This window comes from Streptomyces sp. NBC_00442, assembly GCF_036014195.1.
Lineage (GTDB): Bacteria > Actinomycetota > Actinomycetes > Streptomycetales > Streptomycetaceae > Streptomyces.
Window position 1 is genome coordinate 3,917,045 of record NZ_CP107918.1, and the last position, 25,422, is coordinate 3,942,466.

The 25,422-nt window shown below is 71.8% G+C and carries 22 protein-coding genes; 3 read left to right on the forward strand and 19 right to left on the reverse strand.

Annotation, left to right across the window (positions count from 1 at the left end; genetic code table 11):
• Positions 1-5: 5 nt before the first annotated feature.
• The 5 genes from OG432_RS17630 to OG432_RS17650 form a co-directional block, all read right to left on the reverse strand.
• Positions 6-1,466 carry a maltokinase N-terminal cap-like domain-containing protein gene (locus tag OG432_RS17630; protein WP_328311898.1) on the reverse strand — a complete coding sequence of 487 codons (1,461 nt, stop codon included), beginning with the start codon at positions 1,464-1,466 and terminating at the stop codon, positions 6-8.
• Positions 1,463-2,620 (reverse strand): IS701 family transposase, encoded by a 1,158-nt coding sequence (locus OG432_RS17635; RefSeq protein WP_328311899.1) that lies wholly within the window; start codon positions 2,618-2,620, stop codon positions 1,463-1,465. The genes OG432_RS17630 and OG432_RS17635 overlap by 4 nt, the downstream gene beginning before the upstream one ends.
• A gap of 349 nt (positions 2,621-2,969) precedes the next feature.
• Positions 2,970-3,689: an SDR family oxidoreductase gene (locus tag OG432_RS17640; RefSeq protein WP_328311900.1), complete on the reverse strand. Its 720-nt coding sequence runs from the start codon at positions 3,687-3,689 to the stop codon at positions 2,970-2,972.
• Positions 3,690-3,726: 37 nt separating this feature from the next.
• Entirely contained in the window at positions 3,727-5,073 is a 1,347-nt protein-coding gene (locus OG432_RS17645) for an NDP-sugar synthase (RefSeq protein ID WP_328311901.1), read from the reverse strand.
• 26 nt (positions 5,074-5,099) lie between these two features.
• Positions 5,100-5,312 (reverse strand): hypothetical protein, encoded by a 213-nt coding sequence (locus tag OG432_RS17650; protein WP_328311902.1) that lies wholly within the window; start codon positions 5,310-5,312, stop codon positions 5,100-5,102.
• Between the two features lie 276 nt (positions 5,313-5,588).
• On the opposite strand from OG432_RS17650, the gene OG432_RS17655 reads away from it, so the two are divergent.
• Positions 5,589-6,443, forward strand: a complete 855-nt coding sequence (locus OG432_RS17655) for a helix-turn-helix transcriptional regulator (RefSeq protein WP_328311903.1) — start codon at positions 5,589-5,591, stop codon at positions 6,441-6,443.
• Positions 6,444-6,475: 32 nt separating this feature from the next.
• Here OG432_RS17655 and OG432_RS17660 read toward each other — a convergent pair whose 3' ends face one another.
• On the reverse strand, positions 6,476-7,399 hold the full coding sequence (locus OG432_RS17660) for a transketolase (RefSeq protein WP_328311904.1): 924 nt from the start codon (positions 7,397-7,399) through the stop codon (positions 6,476-6,478).
• 242 nt (positions 7,400-7,641) lie between these two features.
• Here OG432_RS17660 and OG432_RS17665 point away from each other — a divergent pair, with 242 nt between their 5' ends.
• Positions 7,642-9,612: a helix-turn-helix domain-containing protein gene (locus tag OG432_RS17665; protein WP_328311905.1), complete on the forward strand. Its 1,971-nt coding sequence runs from the start codon at positions 7,642-7,644 to the stop codon at positions 9,610-9,612.
• Between the two features lie 257 nt (positions 9,613-9,869).
• Positions 9,870-11,060, forward strand: a complete 1,191-nt coding sequence (glgA, locus tag OG432_RS17670; protein ID WP_443058580.1) for a glycogen synthase — start codon at positions 9,870-9,872, stop codon at positions 11,058-11,060.
• A 51-nt stretch (positions 11,061-11,111) separates the two neighbouring features.
• Here the strand turns inward: glgA and glgB are convergent, their stop codons facing one another.
• From glgB to OG432_RS17735, 13 genes are all read right to left on the reverse strand, one after another.
• Positions 11,112-13,298, reverse strand: coding sequence for a 1,4-alpha-glucan branching protein GlgB (gene glgB, locus OG432_RS17675; RefSeq protein WP_328311908.1), 2,187 nt, complete (start codon positions 13,296-13,298; stop codon positions 11,112-11,114).
• The gene (locus tag OG432_RS17680; protein WP_328311909.1) at positions 13,295-15,433 is read right to left on the reverse strand and encodes an alpha-1,4-glucan--maltose-1-phosphate maltosyltransferase; all 2,139 of its coding nucleotides are present in this window, start codon (positions 15,431-15,433) and stop codon (positions 13,295-13,297) included. The genes glgB and OG432_RS17680 overlap by 4 nt, the downstream gene beginning before the upstream one ends.
• Before the next feature lie 75 nt (positions 15,434-15,508).
• Positions 15,509-16,276 (reverse strand): MinD/ParA family ATP-binding protein, encoded by a 768-nt coding sequence (locus tag OG432_RS17685; RefSeq protein WP_328311910.1) that lies wholly within the window; start codon positions 16,274-16,276, stop codon positions 15,509-15,511.
• A 51-nt stretch (positions 16,277-16,327) separates the two neighbouring features.
• Positions 16,328-17,581 carry a PP2C family protein-serine/threonine phosphatase gene (locus OG432_RS17690; RefSeq protein ID WP_328311911.1) on the reverse strand — a complete coding sequence of 418 codons (1,254 nt, stop codon included), beginning with the start codon at positions 17,579-17,581 and terminating at the stop codon, positions 16,328-16,330.
• Positions 17,582-17,591: 10 nt separating this feature from the next.
• Positions 17,592-18,062 carry an ATP-binding protein gene (locus OG432_RS17695; RefSeq protein WP_328311912.1) on the reverse strand — a complete coding sequence of 157 codons (471 nt, stop codon included), beginning with the start codon at positions 18,060-18,062 and terminating at the stop codon, positions 17,592-17,594.
• A 17-nt stretch (positions 18,063-18,079) separates the two neighbouring features.
• A complete protein-coding gene (locus OG432_RS17700; protein ID WP_328311913.1) occupies positions 18,080-18,391 on the reverse strand; it encodes an STAS domain-containing protein in 312 nt (103 codons plus the stop codon).
• Between the two features lie 9 nt (positions 18,392-18,400).
• Positions 18,401-20,551: a glycogen debranching protein GlgX gene (gene glgX / locus OG432_RS17705; RefSeq protein WP_328311914.1), complete on the reverse strand. Its 2,151-nt coding sequence runs from the start codon at positions 20,549-20,551 to the stop codon at positions 18,401-18,403.
• Positions 20,548-20,889: an STAS domain-containing protein gene (locus OG432_RS17710; RefSeq protein WP_328311915.1), complete on the reverse strand. Its 342-nt coding sequence runs from the start codon at positions 20,887-20,889 to the stop codon at positions 20,548-20,550. The genes glgX and OG432_RS17710 overlap by 4 nt, the downstream gene beginning before the upstream one ends.
• Complete coding sequence (locus tag OG432_RS17715; protein WP_328311916.1) at positions 20,886-22,724, reverse strand: AGE family epimerase/isomerase; 1,839 nt, start codon at positions 22,722-22,724, stop codon at positions 20,886-20,888. The genes OG432_RS17710 and OG432_RS17715 overlap by 4 nt, the downstream gene beginning before the upstream one ends.
• Positions 22,725-22,737: 13 nt before the next feature.
• On the reverse strand, positions 22,738-23,964 hold the full coding sequence (locus OG432_RS17720) for a low temperature requirement protein A (RefSeq protein WP_328311918.1): 1,227 nt from the start codon (positions 23,962-23,964) through the stop codon (positions 22,738-22,740).
• Between the two features lie 5 nt (positions 23,965-23,969).
• Positions 23,970-24,356: a nuclear transport factor 2 family protein gene (locus tag OG432_RS17725; protein WP_328311919.1), complete on the reverse strand. Its 387-nt coding sequence runs from the start codon at positions 24,354-24,356 to the stop codon at positions 23,970-23,972.
• Between the two features lie 8 nt (positions 24,357-24,364).
• A complete protein-coding gene (locus tag OG432_RS17730; RefSeq protein WP_328311920.1) occupies positions 24,365-24,988 on the reverse strand; it encodes a DJ-1/PfpI family protein in 624 nt (207 codons plus the stop codon).
• Complete coding sequence (locus OG432_RS17735; RefSeq protein ID WP_328311921.1) at positions 24,985-25,410, reverse strand: ester cyclase; 426 nt, start codon at positions 25,408-25,410, stop codon at positions 24,985-24,987. The genes OG432_RS17730 and OG432_RS17735 overlap by 4 nt, the downstream gene beginning before the upstream one ends.
• Between the last annotated feature and the right edge of the window lie 12 nt (positions 25,411-25,422).

Genomic DNA, 25,422 nt, shown 5'->3' on the forward strand with positions numbered 1-25,422 from the left:
CGGCGTCAGCCCGCCGGGCGCTGCCAGGTCGCGAGCCTGCGGACCGCGGCCAGCGGGATGGCGAGCCACTCGGGGCGGTTGCGGGCCTCGTACAGCGCCTCGTACACCGCCTTGTCGGCCTCGAAGGCGCGCAACAGCACGGGCCGCACCCGGGGGTCGGCACCGCCCGCCTCGGCGTAGCCGGCGCAGAACGCCCGCCGGTTGTGGACGGCCCACGCCGAGGCGCGGTGGGCCAGGCGGATGGACCGCGGATCGCGTGCGGGCTGCTCGCCGGGCGGCGCGCCGAGCACTTCGGCAAGCGCGTGGTGGCCCGCGTAGTCGAAGGAGCGCAGCATCGCGGCGACGTCGCGCAGCGCGGGCTGCGGACTGCGCCGTTCCTCGGGCGGGCGGCCGGGTTCGCCCTCGAAGTCGATGAGCACCCAGCCCCGTTCGCCGCGCAGCACCTGGCCGAGGTGGAGGTCGCCGTGGATGCGCTGGACGTCGAGCCCCTTGCCCGCGACCTCGGCGAGGTCGCGGTACATGGCCCGCAGCTGCCGCGCGTGGGGCAGCAGGGCGGGCACCTCGGCGAGTGCCGTCTCCAGGCGTACGCCCAGGGTGTCGGCGAGGCGCGTGGCACCGGCGGTGGTGAGGGCCTCGGTGCCGAGCTGTCCGGCGAGCGCGGAGTGCACCTCGGCGGTGGCGCGGCCGAGCGCGCGGGACTCCTCGGTGAACCCGCCGAGCGGCGAGACGGTGTCGCACGCGCCGGTCAGGCAGGCGCGGGCCTCGGCCACGGCGAGCGCCCAGCCCTCGCCGTGTGAGGGCACGAACTCCTGGAGGATGCCGAGGGTGATCTCGCCGTCGAGGGCGCCGGGCGCGGTGCGCAGCCAGCCAAGCGGTGCGGCGCTCGGCACGCTGCCGGCCCGGCGCAGGGCGCCGAGGAGCTCCAGTTCGGGGCTCGGCCCGTGCACCAGATGGCGCAGCACCTTGAAGATCATGCGGTCGCCGAAGGCGATGGAGGTGTTGGACTGCTCCCCGCCGAGCAGCCGGGCGGGCAGCCCGGCCGGGATGTCGGCGCCGGGCATGCGGTGGAACTCCACGGCCGCGTCGTGGCGTTCGGCGCCGAGGAGCTCGATGAGGCGGCCCATCAGCTCGGGGTCGGCGGTCGCGTCGTACAGGACGCGGCCCGCGGTCGCGGTGCCGTGGCCGATCGTGGCGGCGCCGAGGTGACCGGGCAGCTCGGCGCGCACGCCGACCAGGAGCTGGTACCAGTCGTCGGGGCCGGTCCGTATGACGGTGTGGACGAGGGCGGGCTCGCCGGGCCACAGGACGTCGACGAGGACCGGCTCGGCCTCGGCGAGGGCGTGGTCCTTGCCGGCGAACCAGCGCTGGGCGCGGATCCAGGAGGGCAGCAGGCGGCGCAGGTCTGCCGCTATCCGCTCGCCCTCGGTCAACTCCGTGATGAACAGGCCCGGTTCGGTGCTGGTCATGCGGCGCTTGCCTCCATGGTCCGCCGGTCGGGGACGGCCCGTACCGGCTGCGGGGCGGTGAGCACCCGGATGGCGTGGGCGAGCGACACCATCGTCATGTGGTGGTGCCAGCCGCGGAAGGACCGTCCCTCGAAGTCGCGCAGGCCGAGCGGGTCGCCGTAGGCGGCGAGGTCGCGCTCGACGCGGCGGCTGAGCATCGCGGTGCGGTAGACGGTGCCCAGCTGGGACTGGGGCATGTTGGTGAGCCAGAACTCGTCGGGCGCCGGTCTTCCCGCGGTCGTCCACGCGCCGAGCAGGAGCAACTCCTGGCTCTCGGAGGGCGTGTGGCGGTCGCGCAGCCGGACCCGGGTGGCGCCGACCGAGGTGGCGCGCAGCGTGTCGGTGGTGTGGTCGAGCCATTCGACCGGCATCTGGTGGCGGCTCAGCGTCGCGGTGAGGCCGGGCCGCGCGGCGTGCGGTCCGGGATCGAGCGAGGTGTGCGAGGAGGCGGGGCTGACGCGCACCACGAAAGGAATCTGACGAGACGTCAAATCGCCGCACACGGGGTAGGGGTCGGTCTCGCGCAGGTCCATCACCACCGGTCGGCTGTGCAGGCTCCACTCATCGGCCATCGCCGCGAGCGAGCCGATCGCGCACTGCTCGGGCGGGCAGGCCCCCACGTCGTCGGGGATGGAGGCCCGCTCGCGCATGCCGGGCTCGTCGGTCCAGCACTCGGGCAGCACGAGCCGCCAGTCGACGGGGCAGCTGACACGGTCGGAAGCAAGCCACACGCCCATCGCCTGCTGACAGTTGACTACTCGTCCGTATTGCGAGACGAACTGCCGCTCCACGCCCACCGAATGACGGCCCACTTTGGTGATGACCAAAGGCTGGACGACCCAGGCGCGCGGCTGTGTCAGACCCTGGAAAAGGCGGGCCAGTTCACGGCGCACCGGCATCGCGTCCCACGGCGATTTGCTGATGAACTGGTAGAGACTCTGCTCCACGCTGCCCCGCCCGTTTCCGGCGAGTGCGCGCATCGTCTTCTTCCCGTCGACCGAGAGCAGGCCGCGTACGTACAAGTCGCCCCAGCGCCGCTGATCGGCGCGCGGAATGGAGGCGAGTGCCCGGTTGAGGAACTCGGTGACAATCTCCGGGGAAATCTCGTCGGGCAATTTCTGCTCAGGTACGGCGGCTACCACGGCTATTACCCAGCCCTCTCCACGGGAATTCGGGGATCGTCGAGGCCACGGTCACAGGAAGAGCTGATCTACAGCCTCGGTGCGGAGACCGGGGCCGGCGGCCGCGGCGGAGTGTGTCCGCCGGGCCGGGCCGGCCCCGGTTCCTGGCCCGCCGGCACGGGGGAATGGCCGGTGGGCAGGGGGGACGGGGCGGAAGGTCGGGGTCCGCCCTCGTCGTATCGAGGACCGGGAGGGCGCGCCGCCCGGTCGGGGTGGGCCGCCGGCCAGACGCACGCCGGTCGGATGGCCGGCACGGCGCGCGGCGGCGCCGGCCGGGGTGAGGTCAGGCGACCCGGTGCTCCAGCACCCGGTCGGGGGCGAGGTGGCCGAACAGGGCCGGCCAGTCGTCCGGGGCGGCGCCCGGCTCGCTGTATATCTCGAAGGTGCGGCCGGCGGCCTGCGGTGCGCGCAGCGCCTGGACGCAGGACTCGGCCACCGAGGCGCGCGAGACCCAGCCGTAGCCGCGGTCGTTCTGCTCCAGGCGGACCCGGTTGCCCACCGACTGGTCGTCGGTGAGCCAGCTCGGCCGGACCACGGTGTAGGGGAGACCTGACTCCCGTACCGCGTCCTCACCGCGCAGCCGCCAGTCCAGGAGCCGGCCGTAGGCGTTCATCGGATGCTCGCGGCGCGTCACGAATATCTGGCTGATCAGAACGAAGTGCGGGCGTGCGCCCTGCTCCGCGGCGGCCGCGAGGGCGTTGCGGACACCGTCGTGGACGGTGGACTCGGGCGAGTCCGGTCCGGTGTCGGCGGTGCCCGGCTCCACGCCGAAGACGATGGCCGAGCAGCCGCGCAGCGCGTCCGCGAGGGTGGGGGCGTGCCGCACGTCGGCGCGGTGCACCTCCACCTGGCGGGGCAGCGGTGCGGCGCCCCGCTCGGGGTCGCGGCTGACCACCCTGACGCGGGCGCCCAGTTCGTGCAGCCGCCGGGTCACCAGAGTGCCGGTCCTGCCCGCGCCTCCGATCACCGCGATGGGACCGTGCGGGGCAATGGGGCCGTGCATGCTTCTCCTCTCCCGTGGCCGGGCGGCCGGCGTTGCGTCACGCCCAGCGCAGAATGTCGTCGGAGTTGCGCAGTTCCGTGTCCGCGGGCACCCCGGTGAGGGCGGGCACCCGCAGGCGCGGGTAGACGGTGATGCCGCTGAAGCGGAGACCGGGCCAGAGCACGGCCCCGTCGCCGATGGCGGCATGGTTCTCGAGACGGGCGGGCCGGCCGCGTTCGGAGTGGACCTCCGCCATGGGGCCGACGTAGCTGTCCGAGACCTCGGCGTACGCGCCGATCACCGCGGACTCGCCGACGGCCGACCTGACGAGGGTGGCGCCCTCGCGGACCTCGGCCCCGTCGCCGATGTCCGCGTGCTCCAGGCGCACCCCGTACCCGATCTCCACGTCCCGGCCGATGCGGACGCCGGGACCGATGACCACGGTCTTCTCGTCGAGCTTCTGCGCGAGGGTGGTGCCGGTCAGGTCGTCCTTGGTGCGCAGACTGCTGGGATGGATCCAGCGCCGCGCGCCGTCCGCCTCCGGGTCGGGGGCGTCCATCAGCCGGTTCATCTGTTCGTACGCGCCGTCCAGCACGAGCTGGACCGTCTCCAGATAGTCCGGCACGTTGCCGAGGTCGCCGAGGCGTCCGATGGTGTGCGCGGCCACGGGGTGGCCGCGCTCGACCAGCCAGGGCAGCAGGTCGCCGCCCCAGTCGAGCCGTTGGTGGGACTGCCGGAAGAGCTCCGGTTCCCGGGCGAGCAGCCGCAGCCGTCCGCAGTCGACCAGGTACATGCCGGCGTTGGTGGGCAGCGTGGTGCGCGGGTCGTGGGCCGTCGCGGGGAACAGCTCGTGCAGGTCGCCGGCGTGCGGCTTCTCGACGAAGCCCTGGACCAGGCCGTCGTTCCCGGTCCGCATGACGCCGTACTTGGCCGCGATCTCCTGAGCGGTGCGGGCCACCGATGCGACCGTCACCAGCGCCTCGCACGCCTCGTGTGCCGCGGTCATCGCGCCGAGGTCGAACTCGAAGAGCGAGTCGACGGGCAGCACCAGGGCGCGGCCCTGAAGATCCCACTGTTCGAGGTTGTGCAAAGTGGCCCCGGCGGAGCCGACGTTGTAGCGGTCGAAGCGCGATCGCGAGTAGCTGATCTCGACGCCGTAGCGTTCTCCGTGGCCGAGAAGGAGCTTGATCTGATCGCGGTTCTCCAGGCCGTGGGTCACGATGTAGAAACGGCGGATTCCCTGTTCCCGGCAGGCTTCAAGTACCCATTCGATAAGGCTGCGTCCCACGAAAGGAATGAGCGCCTTGCTGCGAATGTAGTCCGCCGACTTGAGGGTGATGGGCTTGGCCCGTTCTCCCCTGCCCCCGGCGAGGATGATGCCGACTGTTTCCTGATCCGTACTCATTTCGCCCCCGTCCGGCCCTTGTGGGATCAGGTCCAGTTGGAGTCGTCCTCGGTGTTCACACCGCTGGGCGCACCGGCGTGAATCGCGGTCCAGTTCGAGTCGTCGGGCGTTGCGCCGCCGCTCTGCTGGGCGGTGGAAGCAAAGGCGGTGCCGGCCGATACCTGAGTGCCGAACGCAATGGCGAGGGCCAGTGCGAGACCGGCGGTAATTCTCTGAACCATCGTCTGGTTGAAGTTCATGATTGCCTCCCCTATGGCTGAAAGACCTACCAGGTCTTCCGTCAGACGAAGCATGCCGCAGAAAAACCCCCCGGCCCGGTTTTCGCTAGCATCGTGATTGCGCAATGCAGAAACAAGAAGGGGAGGCACATGTGTAGAAACCCGGACATCAAGCCACAAGCCACTGTGATACGACCCTGCGATTGGGGGCTCGAGCGGTACCGGGAGGCTCTGGCGAAGGGTCCGATTGGTGGTGAAATTCCCGAATGCCTCCTGGAGTTGGGGCTGCTGCGGCCATTGGCTGAAACACCGGCCCTCTGGGCGGCGATCCCGCCGGACATCGCCACCAGCGAGCTCGTGCGCCCCATGGAGCGGGCGGTCCTGGTCCAGCAGCACACCATCGCGGCCATCCAGGAAGCGGTCTCGCACGCCGAGGACGTCTACCGCGAGGAGCACCGGGAGTCCGCGACCCCGCTCCGGCTGTTGCAGGGCGCCGACGTCATCAGTTCCGCGCTGCTCCAGGCCAGGGACGACTGCGTCTCGGAGATGCTGACCGCGCAGCCGGGCGGCTCGCGCGACCCGGAGGCGCTCGCGCGCACCCTGCCGCAGGAGATCGCCATGTCCCGGCGCGGCGTCAAGCAGCGCACCCTCTACCAGCACACCGTGCGCGCGCACGGGCCCACGCTCGCCTACATCGAGCAGGTCACGTCCGAGGGCGCCGAGGTGCGCACCCTCAACGAGCTCTTCGACCGGCTCATCGTCTTCGACCGCCGCGTCGCGCTGATCCCCGACCCCCGACACGAACTGAAGACCACGGCGCTCCTGATCGAACACCCCGCCGTGGTGCAGTACTTGGTGAAGGTCTTCGACCACGCCTGGGCACGGGCCGAGCCCGTCAGCAGGACCTCCGAGCAGGTGCGGCCCCGCCTGATGACCGACGAGACCCGGCGCACGGTGCTCCGGCTCATGGTGGAGGGGCACACGGACGCGGTCATCGGCACCCGGATCGGCATCAGCACCCGCACGGTGTCCACCCACATCAAGAAGGCGTCGGAGCTGCTCGGTGGCCGCAGCCGTGCCCATCTCGCCTATCTCCTGGCCCAGTCGGAGATATTGGAGGACGGCCCGGCGCGCGGCGCCGCGACCTCCTGACCGCACGCCTCGCGGCCGGCCGGCCGCGAGCCTCAGCCGCGCGGCCCCGCCAGGCCCGCGGCCTCCAGCACGGTGTGCACCTCCGCCGCGCCCACGTGCTCGCCGCGGCCGAGCGGAACCCCCACGACCTCGCACCCCGGCAGCAGGGCGGCCAGCTCCTGGGCGAGGCCACCGTCGCTCGCGTACCCCCCGACGACCACGAGCCGGCTGTGCCGCGCGGCGATGCGCTCCGCCGCCGCGGCGAGCGGCGCCCCGCTCAGATAGACCAGGTGCGCGTGTCCGAGCGCGGGTGCGGCGCGCCGGGCGGCGAGCGCGAGTGCGGTCCCGGTCTCGCCCGCCGACACCAGGCACGGCCACGCGGGCGCGCCCGTGGACTCCCAGTTCACCATGGGCAGCCCCGCGCCCTCCCAGGGCAGCGAGGCATGGCGGGTGCCGCGGCCGATGCGGATGTAGTGGGGCCGTCCCAACTGGGCGGCGACGCGCACCACCGCACGGGTCTCGGCCTCTCCGTACGGAGAGGCGAGGATGACCCCGGGGACCCGGCGCAGCGCGGCGAAGTTGAGCGGGGCGCCCTCGTACGGGGCGATCACGGTGGCGCCGGCGGAGAGGTAGCCGATGGTCAGCTCCAGGTTCTCCGTCTCCCGGTGCGGCGCGAAGGTGCTGACGAACGGCCGGAACCCGGCGACCGCGAGCCCCTTGGCCATCCCCACCATCGCCACCTCGACGGTGCCGAGCCGGAAGAACCGGTCGGGCCGGGCCGCCTCGAAGGGGTGGCCCTGCACGCCGTCGGGCCCGGCCTCGAGACAGACCACGCGTTCGTCGTGACCCGCGATCCGGGTCAGCTCGGAGCGGTAGGCGTCGAGGCCGGTGAGCGGCAGCGCACGCGCCGCCGGCCGGCCGTCGGGCGACGGATTGTCGCCCCCCGGCGCCATCGCGTCCACCACATCACTCACCATTGCAAACGCCCCCGTGCCGGTCGAGTCGGAGCTCCGGCGGCACCACCCTGCCCTTTGAGTCAGACGCCAAGGAAGGTGCCGGGACGACTACTTACCGCACCCGGGCGGTGACCCGCTCACCTTTTACCCCCTTTGAACTGGGGTTTTACATAGCAAGATGTGGTTGACGCGGTCGGTGTGCGGCCCCTAGGTTCCCCAACGGTCGAGCGATTCAGGCCATCGCGGGGACGGGGGAGGACCACGTGCAGGACACGAGCGACACCGTGGCGTACGACAGCCTGTTCCACCTGCTGCAACTGCTCGCCGATCAGGCACCCGTGCGCAGCTTCGACGAGCCGCTGGCACGGGCACGGGCCGAGGGGGTCGAACCCTCCCATGTCGCCCTGCTCGAACGGGCCAGGGCGCTGGCGCTCGATGTGCGGGAGGGCTTCGCGCGCGGCCGCAGACGCGAGGCGGGCCTGTCCGAACTCGTCGATCTGGCAAAGGAATTGGCGCTGCCGCACGATCTCGACGCGCTGCTCGGCCTCGTGGCGCGCCGGGCCAGGCTGCTGCTCGGCCTCGACACCGCCTGGGTCAGCGTGCGCGATCCGGACCAGGGCCGGCTCGCCGTGTGCGCGTCGGACGGCCACACCGCGCCGTTCGCTCGTGCGTATCCCCACCCGGCGCACGAGGGCGCGGGCAACGCGGCCATCGCCCGGGGCGGCCCGTTCTGGACGTCCGACTACCTCGCCGACGACCGGTTCGCGCACCACGGCGGCGCCGACGACATGGTGCGCGCCGAAGGACTGCGCGCCCTGGTGGCGGTGCCGGTGCGCTGCGCCGAGAGCGACAGCGCGCTCGGTGTGCTGTACGTCGCGCACCGCGCGGTGCGCTCCTTCACCCCGTGCGAGATCAGCCTCATGTCCTCGCTCGCCGACCTCACCGCCGCGGCCATCGCCAGGGCGCGCCGTCTCGACCGGGCGCGCAGGGAGATCGGTGAGCTGGAGTTCGTCACCTCGCGGGCGATGGAGTTCGGCTCGGCCGCGCACCACCTGCTCGACGTGCAGAGCCGGCTGACCGATCTCGCCCTGCGCGGCGTCCCTCCGCACGAGCTGGCCGAGCGGGCCGCGGCCGAACTGGGCGGCGCGCTCGTCATCCGGGACGCGGGGGGTGCGGTGCTGGCGTCGGCGGGCGACTTCCCCGAGACGGCCGAGGTGGACCTGGAGCGCGGCACTCTTGACGCGCACGCCGCCCGCACCCCCGTCGCGTCGGCCGCCGGGCTCTGGTTCTGCCCGGCCATGGCGGGCGACGAGGTCCTCGGCACCCTCGTCGTCGCGCCGCGCGAGCCCGCGGCGAGCGGTCAGGAGCCGATGATGCGGGCCCTCACCCAGGCCGTCTCGGTGCTGCTGCGGATGCACGAGGGAGCCGCGCTCGCCGAACACCGGCTGCGCGAGGAGCTCTTCCACGAACTGCTCGGCGGCTCGGCGCTCTCCGCGGACCGGCTCACCGACCGGGCGCGTTGGCTGGGCATCGACCTCGCCGCCCCCCATGTCGTGGTGGTGGCCCGCCCGCAGGGCGGCGGCGCGCGGGAGCAGACCGCGCGCTGGGCCGCGGCCCATGCGCGGCGCCACGCGGGTCTGCGCCTGTCCGACGGGGACGGCGTGGTGATGCTGCTGCCCGGCGCCGACCCCGCGGCAGCCGCGGCACGGGCCCGCGACCAGCTGACGGCGGTGCTCGGCCGGCCGGTCTCGGTCGGCGCGGCGGGCCCGGCCACCGGCCCCGCACAGGTGGCCCCGACCCACCGGGAGGCGCGGCGCTGCCTGGACGCGGTGGTCGCGCTCGGGGACAACGGCGGCGTCGGCTCGCCGCGCGAACTGGGCTTCCTCGGGCTGCTGCTCGCCGAACAGCCCGACGCGGCGGCGTTCATCGCCTCGACCGTCGGGCCGCTGCTCGACTACGACGCCCACCAGGCGACGGCGCTCGTCGCCACCCTGGAGGCGTACTTCGGCACGGGCGGCAGCCCCACGCGGGCCGCGGAGATCCTGCACGTCCACGCGAACACCGTCTCGCGACGCCTGGAGCGGATCACCGAGCTGCTCGGTCCCGGCTGGCAGGAGCCGGTGCGGGCGGTCGAGGTCCAGCTGGCGCTGCGGCTGCACCGCGCCCGGCACGCGATTCGCGACCGGGGCACCCGGACGGCCGCGTTCGCGGGGCGTCCGCGCGCCCGTACCTGACGCTACGTCAGCTCTCTTTCGGTAGCGTCGCGGTGGGGCCCCCGGGGCCGTGCGTTCCGCTCCCGCTGCCGCACGGCCCGGGGCCCCTTCCCACCGCCCGCGCCCCACGGCCGCGGCCCCCGTGCGCCGGCTCGTGCGCCCGGGGCGCCGTCCCGGCCGGGCGCGCGAGGGCGGCCCGAGCCGACCTCCGACCTCAGGAAGTGCCGATGAATCCGCAGCCGACCCGCGAAACCCCGCAGAGCCCGTCCGCCGCACGCCTGCGCGTCGACCTCCTGACCAAGGAGTACCCGCCGGAGGTCTACGGCGGCGCGGGCGTCCATGTCGCCGAGCTGTCGCGCGAGTTGCGCGCGCTGACCGACCTCAGGGTGCAGTGCTTCGGTGCGGCCCGCGAGGAGCCCGGCGTGCTCGCCCACGCCGAACCCGCGCTCGGCGAGGGCGCCAACCCCGTCCTCGCCACCCTCGCCGTCAACGTCACGATGGCGGCCGCCGCGGCAGGCGCCGAACTCGTGCACAGCCACACCTGGTACGCCAACGGCGCGGGCCGCCTCGCCCAGCAGCTGTACGGCATCCCGCACGTGGTGACCACGCACAGCCTGGAGCCGCTGCGCCCCTGGAAGGCCGAGCAACTGGGCGGCGGATACGCGCTGTCCTGCCTGGTGGAGCGCTCCGCCCTGGAGTCCGCCGACGCCTTGATCGCCGTGTCGCACGGCATGCGCGAGGACATCCTGCGGGTCTACCCGGACATCGACCCCGGCCGGGTGCACGTCGTGCACAACGGCATCGACACCGAGGCGCACCGCCCCGACCACGCCACCACCGCCCTGGAGCGGTACGGCATCGACCCGGACCGCCCGATCGTCCTGTTCGTCGGCCGCGTCACCCGGCAGAAGGGGCTGCCGCACCTGCTGCGGGCCGCCTTCGCCTTCGACCCCGCCGCCCAGCTCGTGCTGTGCTGCGGACAGCCCGACACCCCGGCGATCGCCGCCGAGACGGCCGGCCTCGTCGAGGAGCTGAGCCGGGTCAGGGACGGCGTCGTACGCATCGACGGGATGCTCGACACGGTGTCGCTCGGCCAACTCCTCACCCACGCCACGGTGTTCGTGTGCCCCTCCCTGTACGAGCCGATGGGCATCGTCAATCTGGAGGCGATGGCCTGCCGCACGGCGGTCGTGGCGACCGCGACCGGCGGCATCCCCGAGGTGGTCGCCGACGGCGAGACCGGTCTGCTGGTGCCGATCGAGCAGGAGCGGGACGGCACCGGAACCCCGCTCGACCCCAAGCGGTTCGCCTCGGACCTCGCCGACGCCGTCAACCGGCTCCTCGCCGACCCGGCGCACGCGGCACGCCTGGGCGACGCGGGCCGGGCGCGGGCCGAGGAACACTTCGGCTGGGACCGGGCCGCCCGCCGCACCCTCGACCTCTACGAGCGGACCCTCACCCGCGCCTGAGCCGGCCGGCCCGCGCTCCGGCCCGGCGGCGGGCCCGCCCGGCCGGCTCGCTCACTCCGGGCGGAGCCACACCGCGCCGAGCGGCGGCAGTACCACGGTGGCGCTCGCTGGGAGCCCCCGCATCGGCTCCCCGTCCGCGAGGACCGGCCCGGCGTTGACCGTGCCGCTGCCCCCGTACGCGGCGGAGTCGGTGTTGAGCACCTCCCGCCACCGGCCCGCCGCGGGCAGCGCGAGCCGGAAGCCGTGCCGCGGCACCGGCTGGAAGTTGTAGACGCACACCAGGAGTTCACCCGCCGAGCCGTACCGCACGAACGAGTACACATTGTCCTCGGCGGCGTCCGCGTCGATCCATCGGAACCCCTCGGGGTCGCCGTCCCTGCTCCACAGCGCGGGGTCGGCGGTGTAGCGGTGATTCAGGTCCCGCACCAGGTCGCGCACGCCCGCGTGCGGGGCGTGCCGCAGCATCGACCAGTCGGGCCCGCGCTCGTGCGACCACTCGGTGTCCTGCGCGAACTCCTGCCCCATGAACAGGAGTTGCTTACCGGGGAAGGCCCACATGAAGCCCAGGAACGCGCGCAGGTTGGCGAGCTGCTGCCAGCGGTCGCCGGGCATCTTGGCGAGCAGCGAACCCTTGCCGTGCACGACCTCGTCGTGGCTGATCGGCAGGGTGTAGTGCTCGGCGTAGGCGTACATCATCGGGAACGTCATGCGGTGGTGGTGGTACTGGCGGTGCACCGGGTCCTCGGCCATGTAGGACAGCGCGTCGTGCATCCAGCCCATGTTCCACTTCAGGCCGAAGCCGAGCCCGCCGTGGTCGGTGCGCCGGGTCACCCCGTCCCAGGCGGTGGACTCCTCGGCGATCGTCACCACACCCGGGCAGCGCCGGGCCACGGTCGCGTTCATCTCCTGGAGGAACTCCACGGCCTCCAGGTGCTCGCGCCCGCCGTACGCGTTGGGCTGCCACTGCCCTTCCTCGCGCGAGTAGTCGAGGTAGAGCATGGACGCCACCGCGTCCACCCGCACCCCGTCGATGTGGAACTCCTCGCACCAGTACGTGGCGTTCGCGACGAGGAAGTTGCGCACCTCGGGACGGCCGTAGTCGAAGACGAGCGTGCCCCAGTCGGGGTGCTCGCCGCGCCGCGGGTCGCCGTGCTCGTACAGGGCGGTGCCGTCGAAGCGGGCCAGCGCCCAGTCGTCGCGGGGGAAGTGCGCGGGCACCCAGTCCACGATGACGCCGATGCCGGCCCGGTGCAGGGTGTCGACGAGGTGGCGGAAGTCGTCGGGGGTACCGAGCGCCGCCATCGGCGCGAAGTAGGAGGTGACCTGGTAGCCCCACGACCCGCCGAAGGGGTGCTCGGCGACCGGCAGGAACTCCACGTGCGTGAAGCCGAGCGCCTTCAGATAGCCGGGCAGCTCGCGGGCGATGTCGCGGTAGCCGAGCCCCGGCCGCCACGAGCCGAGGTGCATCTCGTACACGCTCATCGCCGCCCGCTCGGCCGGCACCGCGCCGCGCCGCTCCAGCCACGCCGCGTCGCCCCATCGGTGGGCCGAGGTGTGCACCACGGACGCGGTGCCGGGCGCGGACTCGGCGGCCGAGGCCAGCGGGTCGGCCTTCTGGATCCACTCGCCCCGCCGGGTGAGGATCTCGTACTTGTAGCGCACCCCGTCCCCGACGCCGGGCACGAACAGCTCCCACACCCCGCAGGCGCCGAGCGAGCGCATCGGGTGCGCCGCGCCGTCCCAGTGGTTGAGGTCGCCCACCAGGCGCACGGCGCGCGCGCCCGGCGCCCACACCGCGAACGCCGTGCCCGCGACGGGCCGCCCGCCCGCGTCGTGGGTACGGGTCGTGGCACCCAGCATCCGCCACAGCTCCTCGTGCCGTCCCTCCCTGATCAGGTGCAGGTCGAGCTCGCCGAGGGTGGGTGCGAAGCGGTACGGGTCGTCGTAGCGGAAGACCGTGGTCCCGTAGTGCGCCTCGACCCGGTAGTCCAGGGGCCCGGCGCCGGGCAGCAGGCCGGTGAACACCCCGCCCTCCTGGTGGCCGAGCTCGGCGAGCGGCGCACCGTCGGGGCCGGTGATCGTCACGGCGTCGGCGAACGGCCGCAGCACCCGCACCACCGTCCCGTGCGGGCCCGGGTGCGCGCCGAGCAGTGCGTGCGGATCGCTGACCTCACCCGTGACCAGGCGCTTGAGGTCGGTCGCGGCGAGGCGGGCCTGGGCTTGCGTTGCGGTGGTCACGACTGCGGGTTCCCGTCCGTGAAGATGTGGGCGACTTGACGGCGCGGATCGAGGCGCACGTAGTTGTCGCGGCCCCAGTGGAAGGTCTCGCCGGACAGCGCGTCGCGCACCGCGAAGGTCTCCGAGCGCTCCAGGCCGAGCGCGGGCAGATCGAGACTGACGGTCGCCTCGCGGACGCTGTGCGGGTCGAGGTTGATGACCACGAGCACCCAGTCGTCGCCGGAGGAGTCGGCGGCGCCCTCGGCCCGCTTGGAGAAGCAGACCACCGCGTCGTTGTCGGTGCGGTGGAAGCGCAGGTTGCGCAGCTGGTGCAGGGCCGGGTGGGCGCGGCGCACCGTGTTGAGGGTGCGGATCAGCGGGACCAGGGTGTCCTCGGCGCCGTCCCAGTCGCGGGGCCGGTACTGGAACTTCTCGGAGTCCAGGTACTCCTCGCTCGCCGGGCCCGCCGCCACGTTCTCGTACAGCTCGAAGCCGGCGTACAGGCCCCAGCTCGGCCCGGCCATGGCGGCGAGGACCGCACGCACCGCGAAGGCGGGCCGGCCGCCGTACTGGAGGTAGGCGTTGAGTATGTCGGGGGTGTTCACGAACAGGTTGGGGCGCAGGTAGGCCGCGCTCTCCTCGCCGCCGAGCCCGGCCAGCTCCGCGAGGTAGGACTCCACCTCGTCCTTGGAGTTGCGCCAGGTGAAGTACGAGTACGACTGGTGGAAGCCGGTCCTCGCCAGGGTGTGCAGCATCGCCGGGCGGGTGAAGGCCTCGGCGAGGAAGAGGACGTCGGGGTCGCTCGCGTGGACGGCCTCGATCAGACGCTCCCAGAACGCGACCGGCTTGGTGTGCGGATTGTCCACGCGGAAGATCCGCACCCCGTGCGCCATCCAGTGCCGCAGCACGCGCAGGCACTCCTGGTGCAGCCCGTCGGGGTCGGTGTCGAAGTCGATCGGGTAGATGTCCTGGTACTTCTTCGGCGGGTTCTCGGCGTACGCGATCGTCCCGTCGGGCCGGTGCCGGAACCACTCGGGGTGCTCGGTGACCCACGGGTGGTCGGGCGAGCACTGGAGCGCGAAGTCGAGCGCGACCTCCATGCCGAGCCCGGCGGCGACGGCCACGAAGTGGTCGAAGTCGTCGAGGGTGCCGAGGTCGGGGTGGATCGCGTCGTGGCCGCCGGCCGCGGAGCCGATCGCCCACGGCGAGCCCGGGTCGTGCGGGCCCGCGGTGAGCGTGTTGTTGGGGCCCTTGCGGTGGGTGGTGCCGATGGGGTGGACCGGCGGTAGGTACACCACGTCGAAGCCCATGCCGGCGATGGCGTGGAGGCGCTGGGACGCGGTGCGCAGGGTGCCGCTGACCGGAGCGGGCGGCAGCCCGTCGGCGTCGGCCGTCGTGGAGATCACGGCGCCCTCGGAGCGCGGGAACATCTCGTACCAGGCGCCGTACAGGGCGCGCTCGCGGTCGACGCGCAGGGGATATTCGGCGGAGACCGTCAGCAGTTCGCGCACCGGGCGCGCGGTGAGCAGCGCCGTCACGATGGGCCGCAGTGCCGCGGCGAGCCGGTCCTGGGCGGGCAGCGAGGCGTCCCGCAGGGTGCGGGCGGCCGCCACCAGCGGGGTGGCCTCGCGGGTGTCGAAGGCGTCCGCGGCGCGGTCGAGCAGCAACGCCCCTTCCTCCAGGACCAGTTCGACGTCCTGGACGGCCGGGATCTTGATCTCGGCGGCGTGCCGCCATGTCGCCACGGGGTCGCTCCACGCCTCGACCCGGTAGGTCCATTCGCCCTCGCGGTCGGCGCTGACCCGGGCCGCGTACCGGTCGGTGCCGGGGGCGAGCAGGCGCATCGGGGTCCACTCGCCGGTCCGGCCGTCCGGGTCGGTGAGGACGACGTTGGCGGCGACCGCGTCGTGGCCCTCGCGGAAGACGGTCGCCGAGACCTCGAAGACCTCGCCGGGCACGGCGCGGGCGGGCCGCCGCCGGTCGTCGACGCGGGGGCGCACGTCGACGACCGGGATCCGGCCGACGCTCGGCGCGAACGTCCGGGCCCCGGCCGGCTTCGCCACCGGGGCGGGCCGCTCGGTGCGGGCGGCCGGGGCGGTGGCCGCCGCGGGCCGTACGGGCGCCCTGCCGTTCTTCGGCATGGTGGTGCCTTTCATCGTGGTGTGCCTCCTCGCACCGGGGTGCGGTCATGGAAGTGGTGCGGTCGAGGGCGTGCGGTCGACGGCGTGCGGTCAGCGGCGGATCGCGCTCGTGCCGTTGCTGACCTCGGTGATGATCCGGCGGTACCCGGCGACCAGCGGATGGTGCGGGTAGGCCGTGCTGAACAGGCGCTCACCGGCGAGGGACGCCATCTCCGGTGCGTAGGGCAGGACGGCGGTGACCTTGGTGGCGTACGCGCTCTCCACCTCGGCGCGCATCCGCTCGCCCACCCCGCCGTCCGGGGCGAGGTTGACGGCGACGCTCATCCGGACACAGCCGAGCCGTCCGGCGAGCGCCATCGTCTCGCCGGCGCCGGCGAGGTCCAGACGGTCCGCCCGGGTCAGGATGACCAGGACGTCCGCGCTGGCCATCGCCGTCACCGTCTCGTTGTTGAACCCGGCGTGGGTGTCGAGGAGCAGGACGTCGAGGGCGAGCGAGTCGATGAGCCGGTCGAAGCCCTCCCTCAGCAGGCCCACGTCGTAGCCGCGGCCCATGATCTCGTTGACGCCCGCCGCGCGGTTCCTGGCCGGCACGAGGAACAGGCCGCCGTGGCCCGCGTCGGTGTCCGCGGGGTAGGCGGTGTCCTCGATCTCACAGCGCCCCACCAGATAGTCGGTGAGCGAGCGGCGTACCGGCGCCATCGCGTCGCTGAACATCACGTCGAGCGACGGCGTCTGGATGTCCGTGTCCACCAGGGCGACCCGGCGGCCCGCGGAGGCCAGGAGCAGCGCCAGGTTCGCGGCCGTGCTCGACTTCCCCGTTCCCCCTCGGTAGGAGTGCACGGTGATGATCTGTGACATGGTTTCCACCCGGTAGTTCTGTGAGTCGCGGCAGGCAGGTCGGGTGCTGGGTCAGACCGCGCCCGCACCCTCGGGCCGCCGCCAGTGGACGGCCATCATCGTGATGTCGTCGGACTGTTCGGCGGGCCCGACGAACTCGCCGAGCGCCCCGTCCATGTGGTCGAGCAGTTCGTCGCCGCTCGGCTCCGCCTCCGCCAGGTGCCGCAGCATCCGGTCCTCGCCGAAGAACTCACCCGTGGCCGAACGCGCCTCGGTGACCCCGTCCGTGTAGATGAACAGGGTGTCGCCGGGGCGGAACTGGGTGTAGCCGAGCGAGAAGGTGACGTCGGGGATGACGCCGACGGCGGGACCCGTGGGGTTGAGCAGCACCGGTTCGGCGCCGTCGCCGCTCACCAGGACCGGCGGGTTGTGCCCGCCGTTGATGTAGACGAGATTGCCGGTGACGGGGTCGAGGACGCCGAAGAACATGGTGGCGAAGTAGCCCTGCCGGATGTGGTTGCGCGTCAGATAGTTGTTGGTGCCCACGACGGCGTTGAGCAGCGGGGTCGCGCCGACCACGGGAATGGCGCGGCTCTGCTCCTGCCAGGCGGTCTCCTCGCCGAGCAGGTCGGCGGCGATCAGGTTCTGCAGCCCGCTCTGCTCGGCGGTGTGCCGCAGCAGGCTGCGGATGAGGGCCATGAACAGGGCGGCGCCGACGCCCTTGTCGCAGACGTCGGCGACGACCAGGGCCAGGCGCCGCTTGTTGACGAGTTCGAAGACGTCGTAGAAGTCGCCGGCCACGGTCCGCGCCGGCCGGAACCTGACGTTGATCTCCCATCCGTCGGGGCTGGGCAGCGAGTCCGGCAGGAAACCCATCTGGATCTCCCGGCCGATCTCCAACTCCCTTTCATAGCTGAGCAGTTCGGCGTGGGCCGCGACGTCCTGCACGGTGCGGCTGAGCGTGGCGTGCTCGTGGCAGTTGCGCAGCCGGGCCCGTATCAGGTCGGGGTAGAAGGGCGGCACCAGATAGTCGGAGCCGGCGTGCACATGACTGCCGAGCAGATGCAGGTCGTGTTCGGCGTAGGCGACGACGGTGGGGTTGTTGCCCTCGTCGTCCAGGCGCCGCGTCACCGCCCGCACGGTGTGGGGGGAGACGTCGGCGTGCACGAGCAGCACCTCCGTCCCCGGGACCTGCCCGTGCTGGGCGCCGAGCACGTCCCCGGGGGTGCGCACGCGTACCCGGGCGCCCACGGTGTGGAGCGCCTTGAGGAGCTCGGCGGGCGCGTTGCGGCTTTCGTCCAGTACCAGCACGTTTGTCTGTGACATCTCGTCCCATCTATCCGCTCGGCGGCCTGTTCACCGCGAGGGTGCTCACGTTGCGCCCGGCCACCAGCCGGTAGCCGAAGAAGTCCACCGCCGTGAACGCGAGGTAGACCCCGAGCCCGCCGACCTGCCGCTCGGCGAGCGGCACGTCCAGTGCGGGCGGCTGCATGCCCTGCCGCGGGTCGAAGGCCGGTGCGTCGTCCTCGAAGCGGACCCACACCCGGGCCGGGGTGATGCCCCCGGCCACCACGATCTCGCCGGACACCCCGTGATAGCCGTGCATCACGATGTTGGTGGCGAGCTCGTCCGCGGCGAGCCGCAGCCGGTACACCGAGTCCTGGGGCAGGCGGGACTCGGCGCACAGGGCGAGCACGAACTCCGCGATCCGGTCGAGCTGTTCGAGCTCGGCGGGCACGTGCAGGGTGGCTTGGGGCAGGGCGGGTTCCGCCATCTCGGGCATCACGGCACCGAAGTCCAGCGCCATCTGGGACCGCCTCCCCTTCAGGCGTCGACGAGGTCGATGCTGTAGTCGAAGCCCGCGAGGCGAATCGTGCGGGCCACGGAGTCGGCGGCGCCGACCACGGCGATGCGGGTGCCGTCGCCCATGTGCTGGCGGGCGAAGACCAGGGAGCGCAGGCCCGCGCTCGACAGGTAGGTGAGGTGTTCGGCGCGGATCACCAGCTCGACGGAGCCGGCCTGGGCGGCGCTGGTGATGGTCTCGTGGAACTGGGGGGCGGTCTTGGCGTCGAGTTCGCCCTTGAGCTCGATGGTGGCGACACGGTCGTTGATCCGCAGCCTGGCGTCGAACGTCACGGTGGCTCCTCAGGAGGGTTGGTGGGTGGTGGAGTCGTGGTCGCGGCCGACGAGGACCACCACGGAGTGCGGGCCCAGGTGGTACCGGCCGGGGTGGTGCAGGGGCGGCTCCGCGCCGAGCGGGTGGGCCGCCGCCGCGGAGGTGTCGGCGAACAGGTGCCAGCTCTGACCCCCGGGCAGCTGGGGAAGCTCCAGGTCGTGGGCCTCCCAGTGCGCGTTGACCCCGACGTAGACGTGGTCGTCGGCGACGGTGCCGCCCTTGGCGTGCCGGCCGCAGCGCAGCATCCCGAGGATGCGGCTGTGCGCCGACCAGTCGGGCTGCCAGGCGTGCACCCCGTGCCAGCTGACCTCGGGCAGGCCGCTGCCGACCCGGTCGGTGCCGTGCGGGTGCTCGGCGCCGCGCAGCACGGGGTGTGCGTGCCTGAAGGCCGTCAACGCCCGTACGAAGCCGAGGAGTTCGGCGTTGGCGTCGACCAGGCCCCAGTCGAACCAGGACAGTTCGTTGTCCTGGCAGTAGGTGTTGTTGTTGCCGAGCTGGGTGCGCCCCACCTCGTCGCCGGCCAGGAGCATCGGCACGCCCTGGCTGGTGAGCAGCAGCGTCATCATGTTCTTCATCTGCCGCAGCCGCAGGTCCCGCACGTGCGCGGAGGCGCTCGGGCCCTCCTCGCCGCAGTTCCAGCTGTGGTTGTCGTTGCCGCCGTCGCCGTTGTTCTCGCCGTTGGCCTCGTTGTGCTTGTCGTTGTACGAGACGAGGTCGGCGAGGGTGAACCCGTCGTGCGCGGTGACGAAGTTGACCGACGCCGTTGCGGTACGGCCCTGGTAGAGGTCGGGGGAGCCGGCCATGCGGGTGGCGAGTTCGCCGACGAGACCGGGCTCGCCCTTGACGAAGCGCCGCACCACGTCGCGGTACTTGCCGTTCCACTCCGACCAGCGGCCGTAGTTGGGGAAGTGCCCGACCTGGTAGAGCCCGGCGGCGTCCCACGCCTCGGCGATCAGCTTGGTGTGGCGGAGCACCGGGTCGTACGCGAGCTGTTCGAGCAGCGGCGGGTTCGGCAGCGGGGTGCCGTCCTGGGCCCGGTCGAGGATGGCAGCCAGATCGAAGCGGAAGCCGTCGATGTGGTACTCGGAGACCCAGTAGCGCAGGCAGGAGAGCACGAAGTCGCGGACCACGGGGTGGTTGCAGTTGACGGTGTTGCCGGTGCCGCTGAAGTTGTAGTACTCGCCGTGCGGCGTGAGCATGTAGTACGTGGCGTTGTCGAGGCCGCGGAAGGAGATGGTCGGGCCCTGCTCGTTGCCCTCCGCGGTGTGGTTGAACACCACGTCGAGCATGACCTCGATGCCGGCCTTGTGGAACTCCTTGACCAGGGACTTGAATTCGTCGGCCTGCATGCCGAAGCGGCCGGTGGCCGCGTAGCCGGCCTTGGGGGCGAAGAACGAGACGGTGTTGTAGCCCCAGTAGTTGTGCAGACGGTCGCCCGTCACCGGGTTGGTGCGCGGGTTGTCCAGCTCGTCGAACTCGAAGACGGGCAGCAACTCCACGCAGTTGACGCCCAGTTCCCTCAGGTAGGGAATCTTCTCGCGCAGCCCCGCGTAGGTGCCGGGCGCGTCCACGCCGGAGGAGGGGTGGCGGGTGAAACCGCGCACATGGGTCTCGTAGATGACCAGGTCCTCGCCGGGGATGCCGAGCGGCATGTCCTCGCCCCAGTCGAAGTCCTCGTCCGCCACCTGGGCGCGGTACTGGTAGATGTCGTCCCAGTCCGGCTCCGCGCCCCACACCTCACGGCCCGACAGGCGCCGCGCGTAGGGGTCGCTCAGGACCCTCCTGCGGTCGAAGCGGTCGCCTGCCGCCGGGTCGAAGGGCCCGTCGGCGCGGAAGCCGTACTCCAGGTTCTCCGCGTCGAGACCGAACACCGTCATCGCGTGGACGCTGCCGATGCGGAACTCCGGCGGGAAGGCGAGCTCCGCGAACGGCTCGGGCGAGCCCTTGTCGAAGAGGACCAGGCTCATCGAGGTGGCGCGGTCGGAGTAGACGGAGAAGTTGATGCCGCCGGGCACCGGGACGGCGCCGTACGGGAAGACCCGGCCGGCCCTCACCCGGTGGGCGCCGATCCGCCGGGTGGGGAAGGAGTCGACGCGGTCGCGCGCCTCGGGGGTGGTCATCGCGCGGCGCGTTCCAGCTCGACGTCGAGATCATCGGCGATCTTGAAGAAGTCCAGGAAGCCGGTGGCGTTCATGACGAACCGGACCTCGTCGGAGAGGCCGATGAGCACGATCTCCGCCGCGACCTGCTGGGCGCGCCGGTGCACGATGAGCAGGGTGCGCAGACCCGCGCTCGAAATGTAGGTGACGCCGGTGAGGTCGATCAGTACCTCGGCGAACTCCACGATAAAAGGCAGCAGTTGGGCCTGGAGGCCCCCGGAGGTGGTGGAGTTGATCTCCCCTTCGAGAGCGATCACCGTGGCCTTGCCCACGGCGCGGGTCGTGACGTGCACGGTCATCGGGTCACCTCCGCGGACGTGTTCGCGGCGAGCCGGACGCGTACCTTGATCCGGCCCGAGGTCTCGGGCAGCCGCACGGTCAGGGTGTCGCTGTCGAAGTCGGTGTGCGGCTCGCCGTCGATGTCCACGGCGTCGATGCGCACCGAGCCCGGCGGCAGCAGGTCGGGTGCGACCCGCAGCAGACCGTCCTCGGCCAGGGCCGGGTCGGGCTTGAACCAGAAGTCCATCGCCTTGCCGTTGACCAGCAGGTTGTTGTACACCGCGGCCAGGTAGCACAGCTCGGCCGAGTGGTACATCGACATCGAGTGGCTGCCCTTGAGCCGCTCCACGCCGAGCAGGTACGGCAGTCCGCTGGCGAGGGTGTTGAAGTAGACGGCGCCCTCGTCGTGGTCGAGGAAGAAGGCGTTGTAGAAGGCCTGCGCGTCGCGGGCCTCGGTGGCGAACGCGGGGCGTCCGGTCACGCCGTGCAGGATGAGGTAGGCGAGGATCGCCTGCTCCTGCTGCCACCACGCCTTGCGGTCGTGCCAGGTGAAGCGGAAACCGTCCTCGCCGTCCGCCCTGAGCCGCTCGACCACGTCGTACCAGCCGCCGCGCTGGCGGTCCGCGCCGACCTCGGGCATCGACTCGGCGATGGAGGCGGCCGTCTGGAGGTAACTGTCCTTGGGCCGCAGGGAGTTCATGCGCGCCAGGTTCCAGGCGATCTTCAGGTTGTGGCCGACCACGGCCCGGTTCTGCTGCCAGCCGTGCGTGGTGTCGTGCGACCAGTCCTTGTGGAAGCGCTCCTGCACGAACGGGCTGTGCTTGAGGTCGGGGAAGCGCTCCACGATGGTGTCGAAGGTGTACTCCAGCATGTCGGCGTAGCTCTGCTCGCCGGTCGCCAGATACAGGTTGATCAGATAGGCCGGCGCGTGGTCGCCGACCGAGTTCCAGTTCTTGCGGGCCTTGTTGGGGCCGAGCGAGTCGTGGTCGGGGCTCAGCAGGATCGGGTCGATGTGCGAGAAGTAGCCGCCGTGCTCGGGGTCGAGGTAGAAGCGGTCGAAGAGCCGGATGGTGGCGTCCGCGTCGGCCTTGATGCGCGGGTCGCCGGTGATCCGGTAGGTCTGCACGGGGCCGGCGAGGGCGTAGATCTGCTCGTACGCCGGCAGCGCGTCGTAGTCGTCGGAGAACTCCGAGGTGAACAGCTTCGTCTCGGTCTCGCCGTCGACCTTGAGGCCGTGGTACCAGTACACAACGTTCTCGTCGGTGTCGACGAAGCGCATGTGCTCGCGCAGGTACTCGGTGCCGCGCTCGGCGACCTCCAGGTACTCGTCGTCGCCGGTCAGCAGGAACGCCGAGGCCATGCCGTACACGAGCCGCGAGATGGTGTCGGTCTCCTGGATGTGGCTCGCGGTCTTCTCGCCGCCGAGGCGTATCTCGGTGCGGTAGCGGGAGAAGTCGACGGGTCCGTCACCGAACTGGGCCTTGCGGTAGAACGCGGCGATCTCCTCGATCTGCCGGACCCACCAGCCCTCCTCCTCGAAGCGGAAGTCGTCGGTGCCGCGGCCCACGAAGATCAGCCGCTTCGCCTCGAAGCGGGCGCCCTGGTCGCCGGGGTAGAACACGCCGTACGCGAAGACGAACCGGCCCGGCTCGATCAGCTCGTCGATGTGCCCGGAGGCGTCCTGGTAGGGCTCGCCCAGGTTGTGCAGCAGCTCGGCGCTGGGGCCCGAGTCGAGGTCCACCTCGAATTCCCGGCCGTCGGCCGTGCTCAGCGTGAAGCGGCGTCCGACCTGGTCGAAGGCGGTCACCCGCCCCGCGACCGTGTCGGAGAACGTGAAATTCACAGCGTTGGACATGGATGTCTCCCAGTCAGTGGTTGCTTGCGGCATGGCTCACCGCGGGGGCCCGGCTCTCCACGAGGATCTGGCAGGCGATCCCGGCCACCAGGACCGCTTCGAGGAGCACCGTGGGCAGTCCTCCGCCGGCGACGCCGAACAGCACGAAGGCCGCGCCGAGGCCGAGGCGTGACCATGAGCGCAGGTCGCCCCGCCGTCCCACGTTGAGCAGATGGATGGCGCCGACCCCGAAGAGGAAGGCCGCCATGCCGAAGCAGAGCACCGGCCCGCCGTCCAGGGGCATGCGGCCGCCGCCGTTGGCGGCCTGCGCGGCGAGCAGCCCGCCGACGCCGGTCACCGTGATGCCGCCGTGCACGAAGAGGTGGCCGTAGACGTACGCCTGGCCGGTGAGCCGCCACTTGCGCAGAGGGCTCGCGTCGACGTGGTCGAAGACCAGCCACCACTGGCCCGCGGCGATCAGGAAGGACCCCGCCACCACGGCCAGGGTCCCGCCGCGCAGCCCGCTGGCCGCGATGCCGATCGCGTTGAGCGCCACGACCTCGCCGAGCACGATGATGGTGAAGAGGCCGAACCGTTCCGGTACGTGGGACACGTTGAACGGCACCTTGGCGATCGCCGAGGTGGACACGATCGGCGTGAGCAGTTCCACCGCGGCCCCGGTCGCCCACAGCGCGAAGCAGTACGGCGTCGGCACCAGCGCGGCGATGCCCCAGATCACCGCGCCGAGCCCGTAGCCCTGGAGGAACCGGGTGGTCAGGGGCCGCGCCCGGGGCACGTGGTAGTGGGCCCGCAGATACAGGCCGAGCAGGATCAGACGCACCACGAAGTAGGCGAGCGTGAACCGCTTCGCCCCGGATCCGCCGGCGAAGGCGGTCGGTACCGCCACCGACAGCGTCAGCACCGCCATCATCGCGGCGATCATGATCAGCCGGTAGACGCGGTCGTCGTTGTCGAAGCGGTCGGCGTAGAAGGTGTAGCAGACCCAGCTCCACCACACCGGCACGAACAGCGCGGTGAAGCGCAGCACTCCCGCCCAGGTCGGCGCGTGCAGCAGCACCTCGGTGAGCTCGGCGACCGCCACCACGAAGACCAGGTCGAAGAAGAGCTCAAGAGGGGACGCGGCCCGGTGGTGGCCCTCTTCGGACACCCTCAGCCGCACTCGGCCGCGGCGCAGCCGCACCTTGCCGGTGTAGGTACCGCGCGCGACGCCCGCCTCGGGCGCGTCCAGGACCCCCCGCATCCCGATCAGCCCCCGGCGACCTGGGTGTGGGCCTCGTCGTGGTAGCCCTTGATCTCGGTGATCAGGCCGTCGTCGCCGACCCGGAAGGTGTCGATGCCGCGGTCCTCGACGGTCCCGCCGTCCTTCTTGTGGGCGGTGATGTGGAAGGTGAACGCGGCCTCGTCGCCCGTCACCACCACGTCGGTGACGCGGAACTCGACGCGGTCGATGGCCTCGAAGACCCCGTCGAAGAAGCCGACGACGGCGGCCTTTCCCTGGTTGGCGGGGGCGCCGACCGGTTCGTACTGGACGACGTCCTCGGCGAGCAGGGCGGCGAAGCCGTCCCGGTCGCGCTTGCTGAAACTCTCCGCGTAGCCCTCGACGGCTGCGCGTATCTGCTGCTGGTCCGGCATTGCCTCTCCTAGCGGTGTCGGTCGGACGCTTCGATCTCGCGGACGAAGGTGTCCATGAACCGGTCGGTCATCTGGGGGTGCTTGGCCGTGATGAGGTCGCCGTCGACCACCAGGTCCGCGGTGCCGTCGCCCTCGTAGACGACGTCGGCGCCCGCGTTCTCCACGTCGCAGACGATGTTGTGGGCGCAGGTGACCCGGCGGCCCTCAAGGAGCTGCCGGTCGGCGCAGAGCAGCCACAGCGAGTGGCATATCGTGCCGACCTTCAGGCCGTCGACGGCCGTCGCCGCGCGCAGGAACTCCACGGCCGGCGCCTTGTTGCGGCTGTGCGGTCCCGCCACCTCGGTCTGGTAGCGCAGCCGGTCCATGGCGTAGGCGCCGATCAGGATCAGGCCGTCGTAGTCGGCCGGGTCGATCGACGCCACCTCGGTGGTGACGGTGACGTGCTCCTCGACATAGCCGTTGTCGGGGTTGCTGCCGAAGGTCAGCGACGGCTGGCCCCACAGGTGCGAGACGTAGGTGACCTCGTAGCCGCGCCGCGGGAAGTACGCGTTGAACGCGCGGTACTCGCTCTGGTCGAAGTGCTCCTCGATCAGGACCGCGATCTTCCCCTTCGCCGCCGGCGCGGGGCTCATCCGTCCAGGCCCAGCGGTGCGAGCAGCTGGTGCGGGTCGAAGAAGGCGGTGACCTCCTTGATGAGGCCGCCCTCGATGCGGAAGATGTTCATCCCGCGCACCGTGATCTTCTCGCCGGTGGGGGCGGCGCCCATGAACACGCCGCGGTGCGTGCCGGTGATGGTGAACGACGCGGCGACCTTGTCGCCCTGCTCCAGGAGGTCGTCGATGGTGAAGACGCGGTCCGGGAACCCGCCGTACCAGCGCAGCGCGAACTCCTTGTACGCCGGCAGGCCGTGGATGCCGTCCGGAGAGATCGGGTTGTTGAACACCACGTCGGGCGCCATGATCCGGTCGGCGAGCTGGAGGTCGCCGGGGGCGGTCAGGAACTGCTCGTAGTAGAGCCGGACGAGCTTGGACCCCTCGTCGGTGACGTCGGCCATGAGTGAACTCCT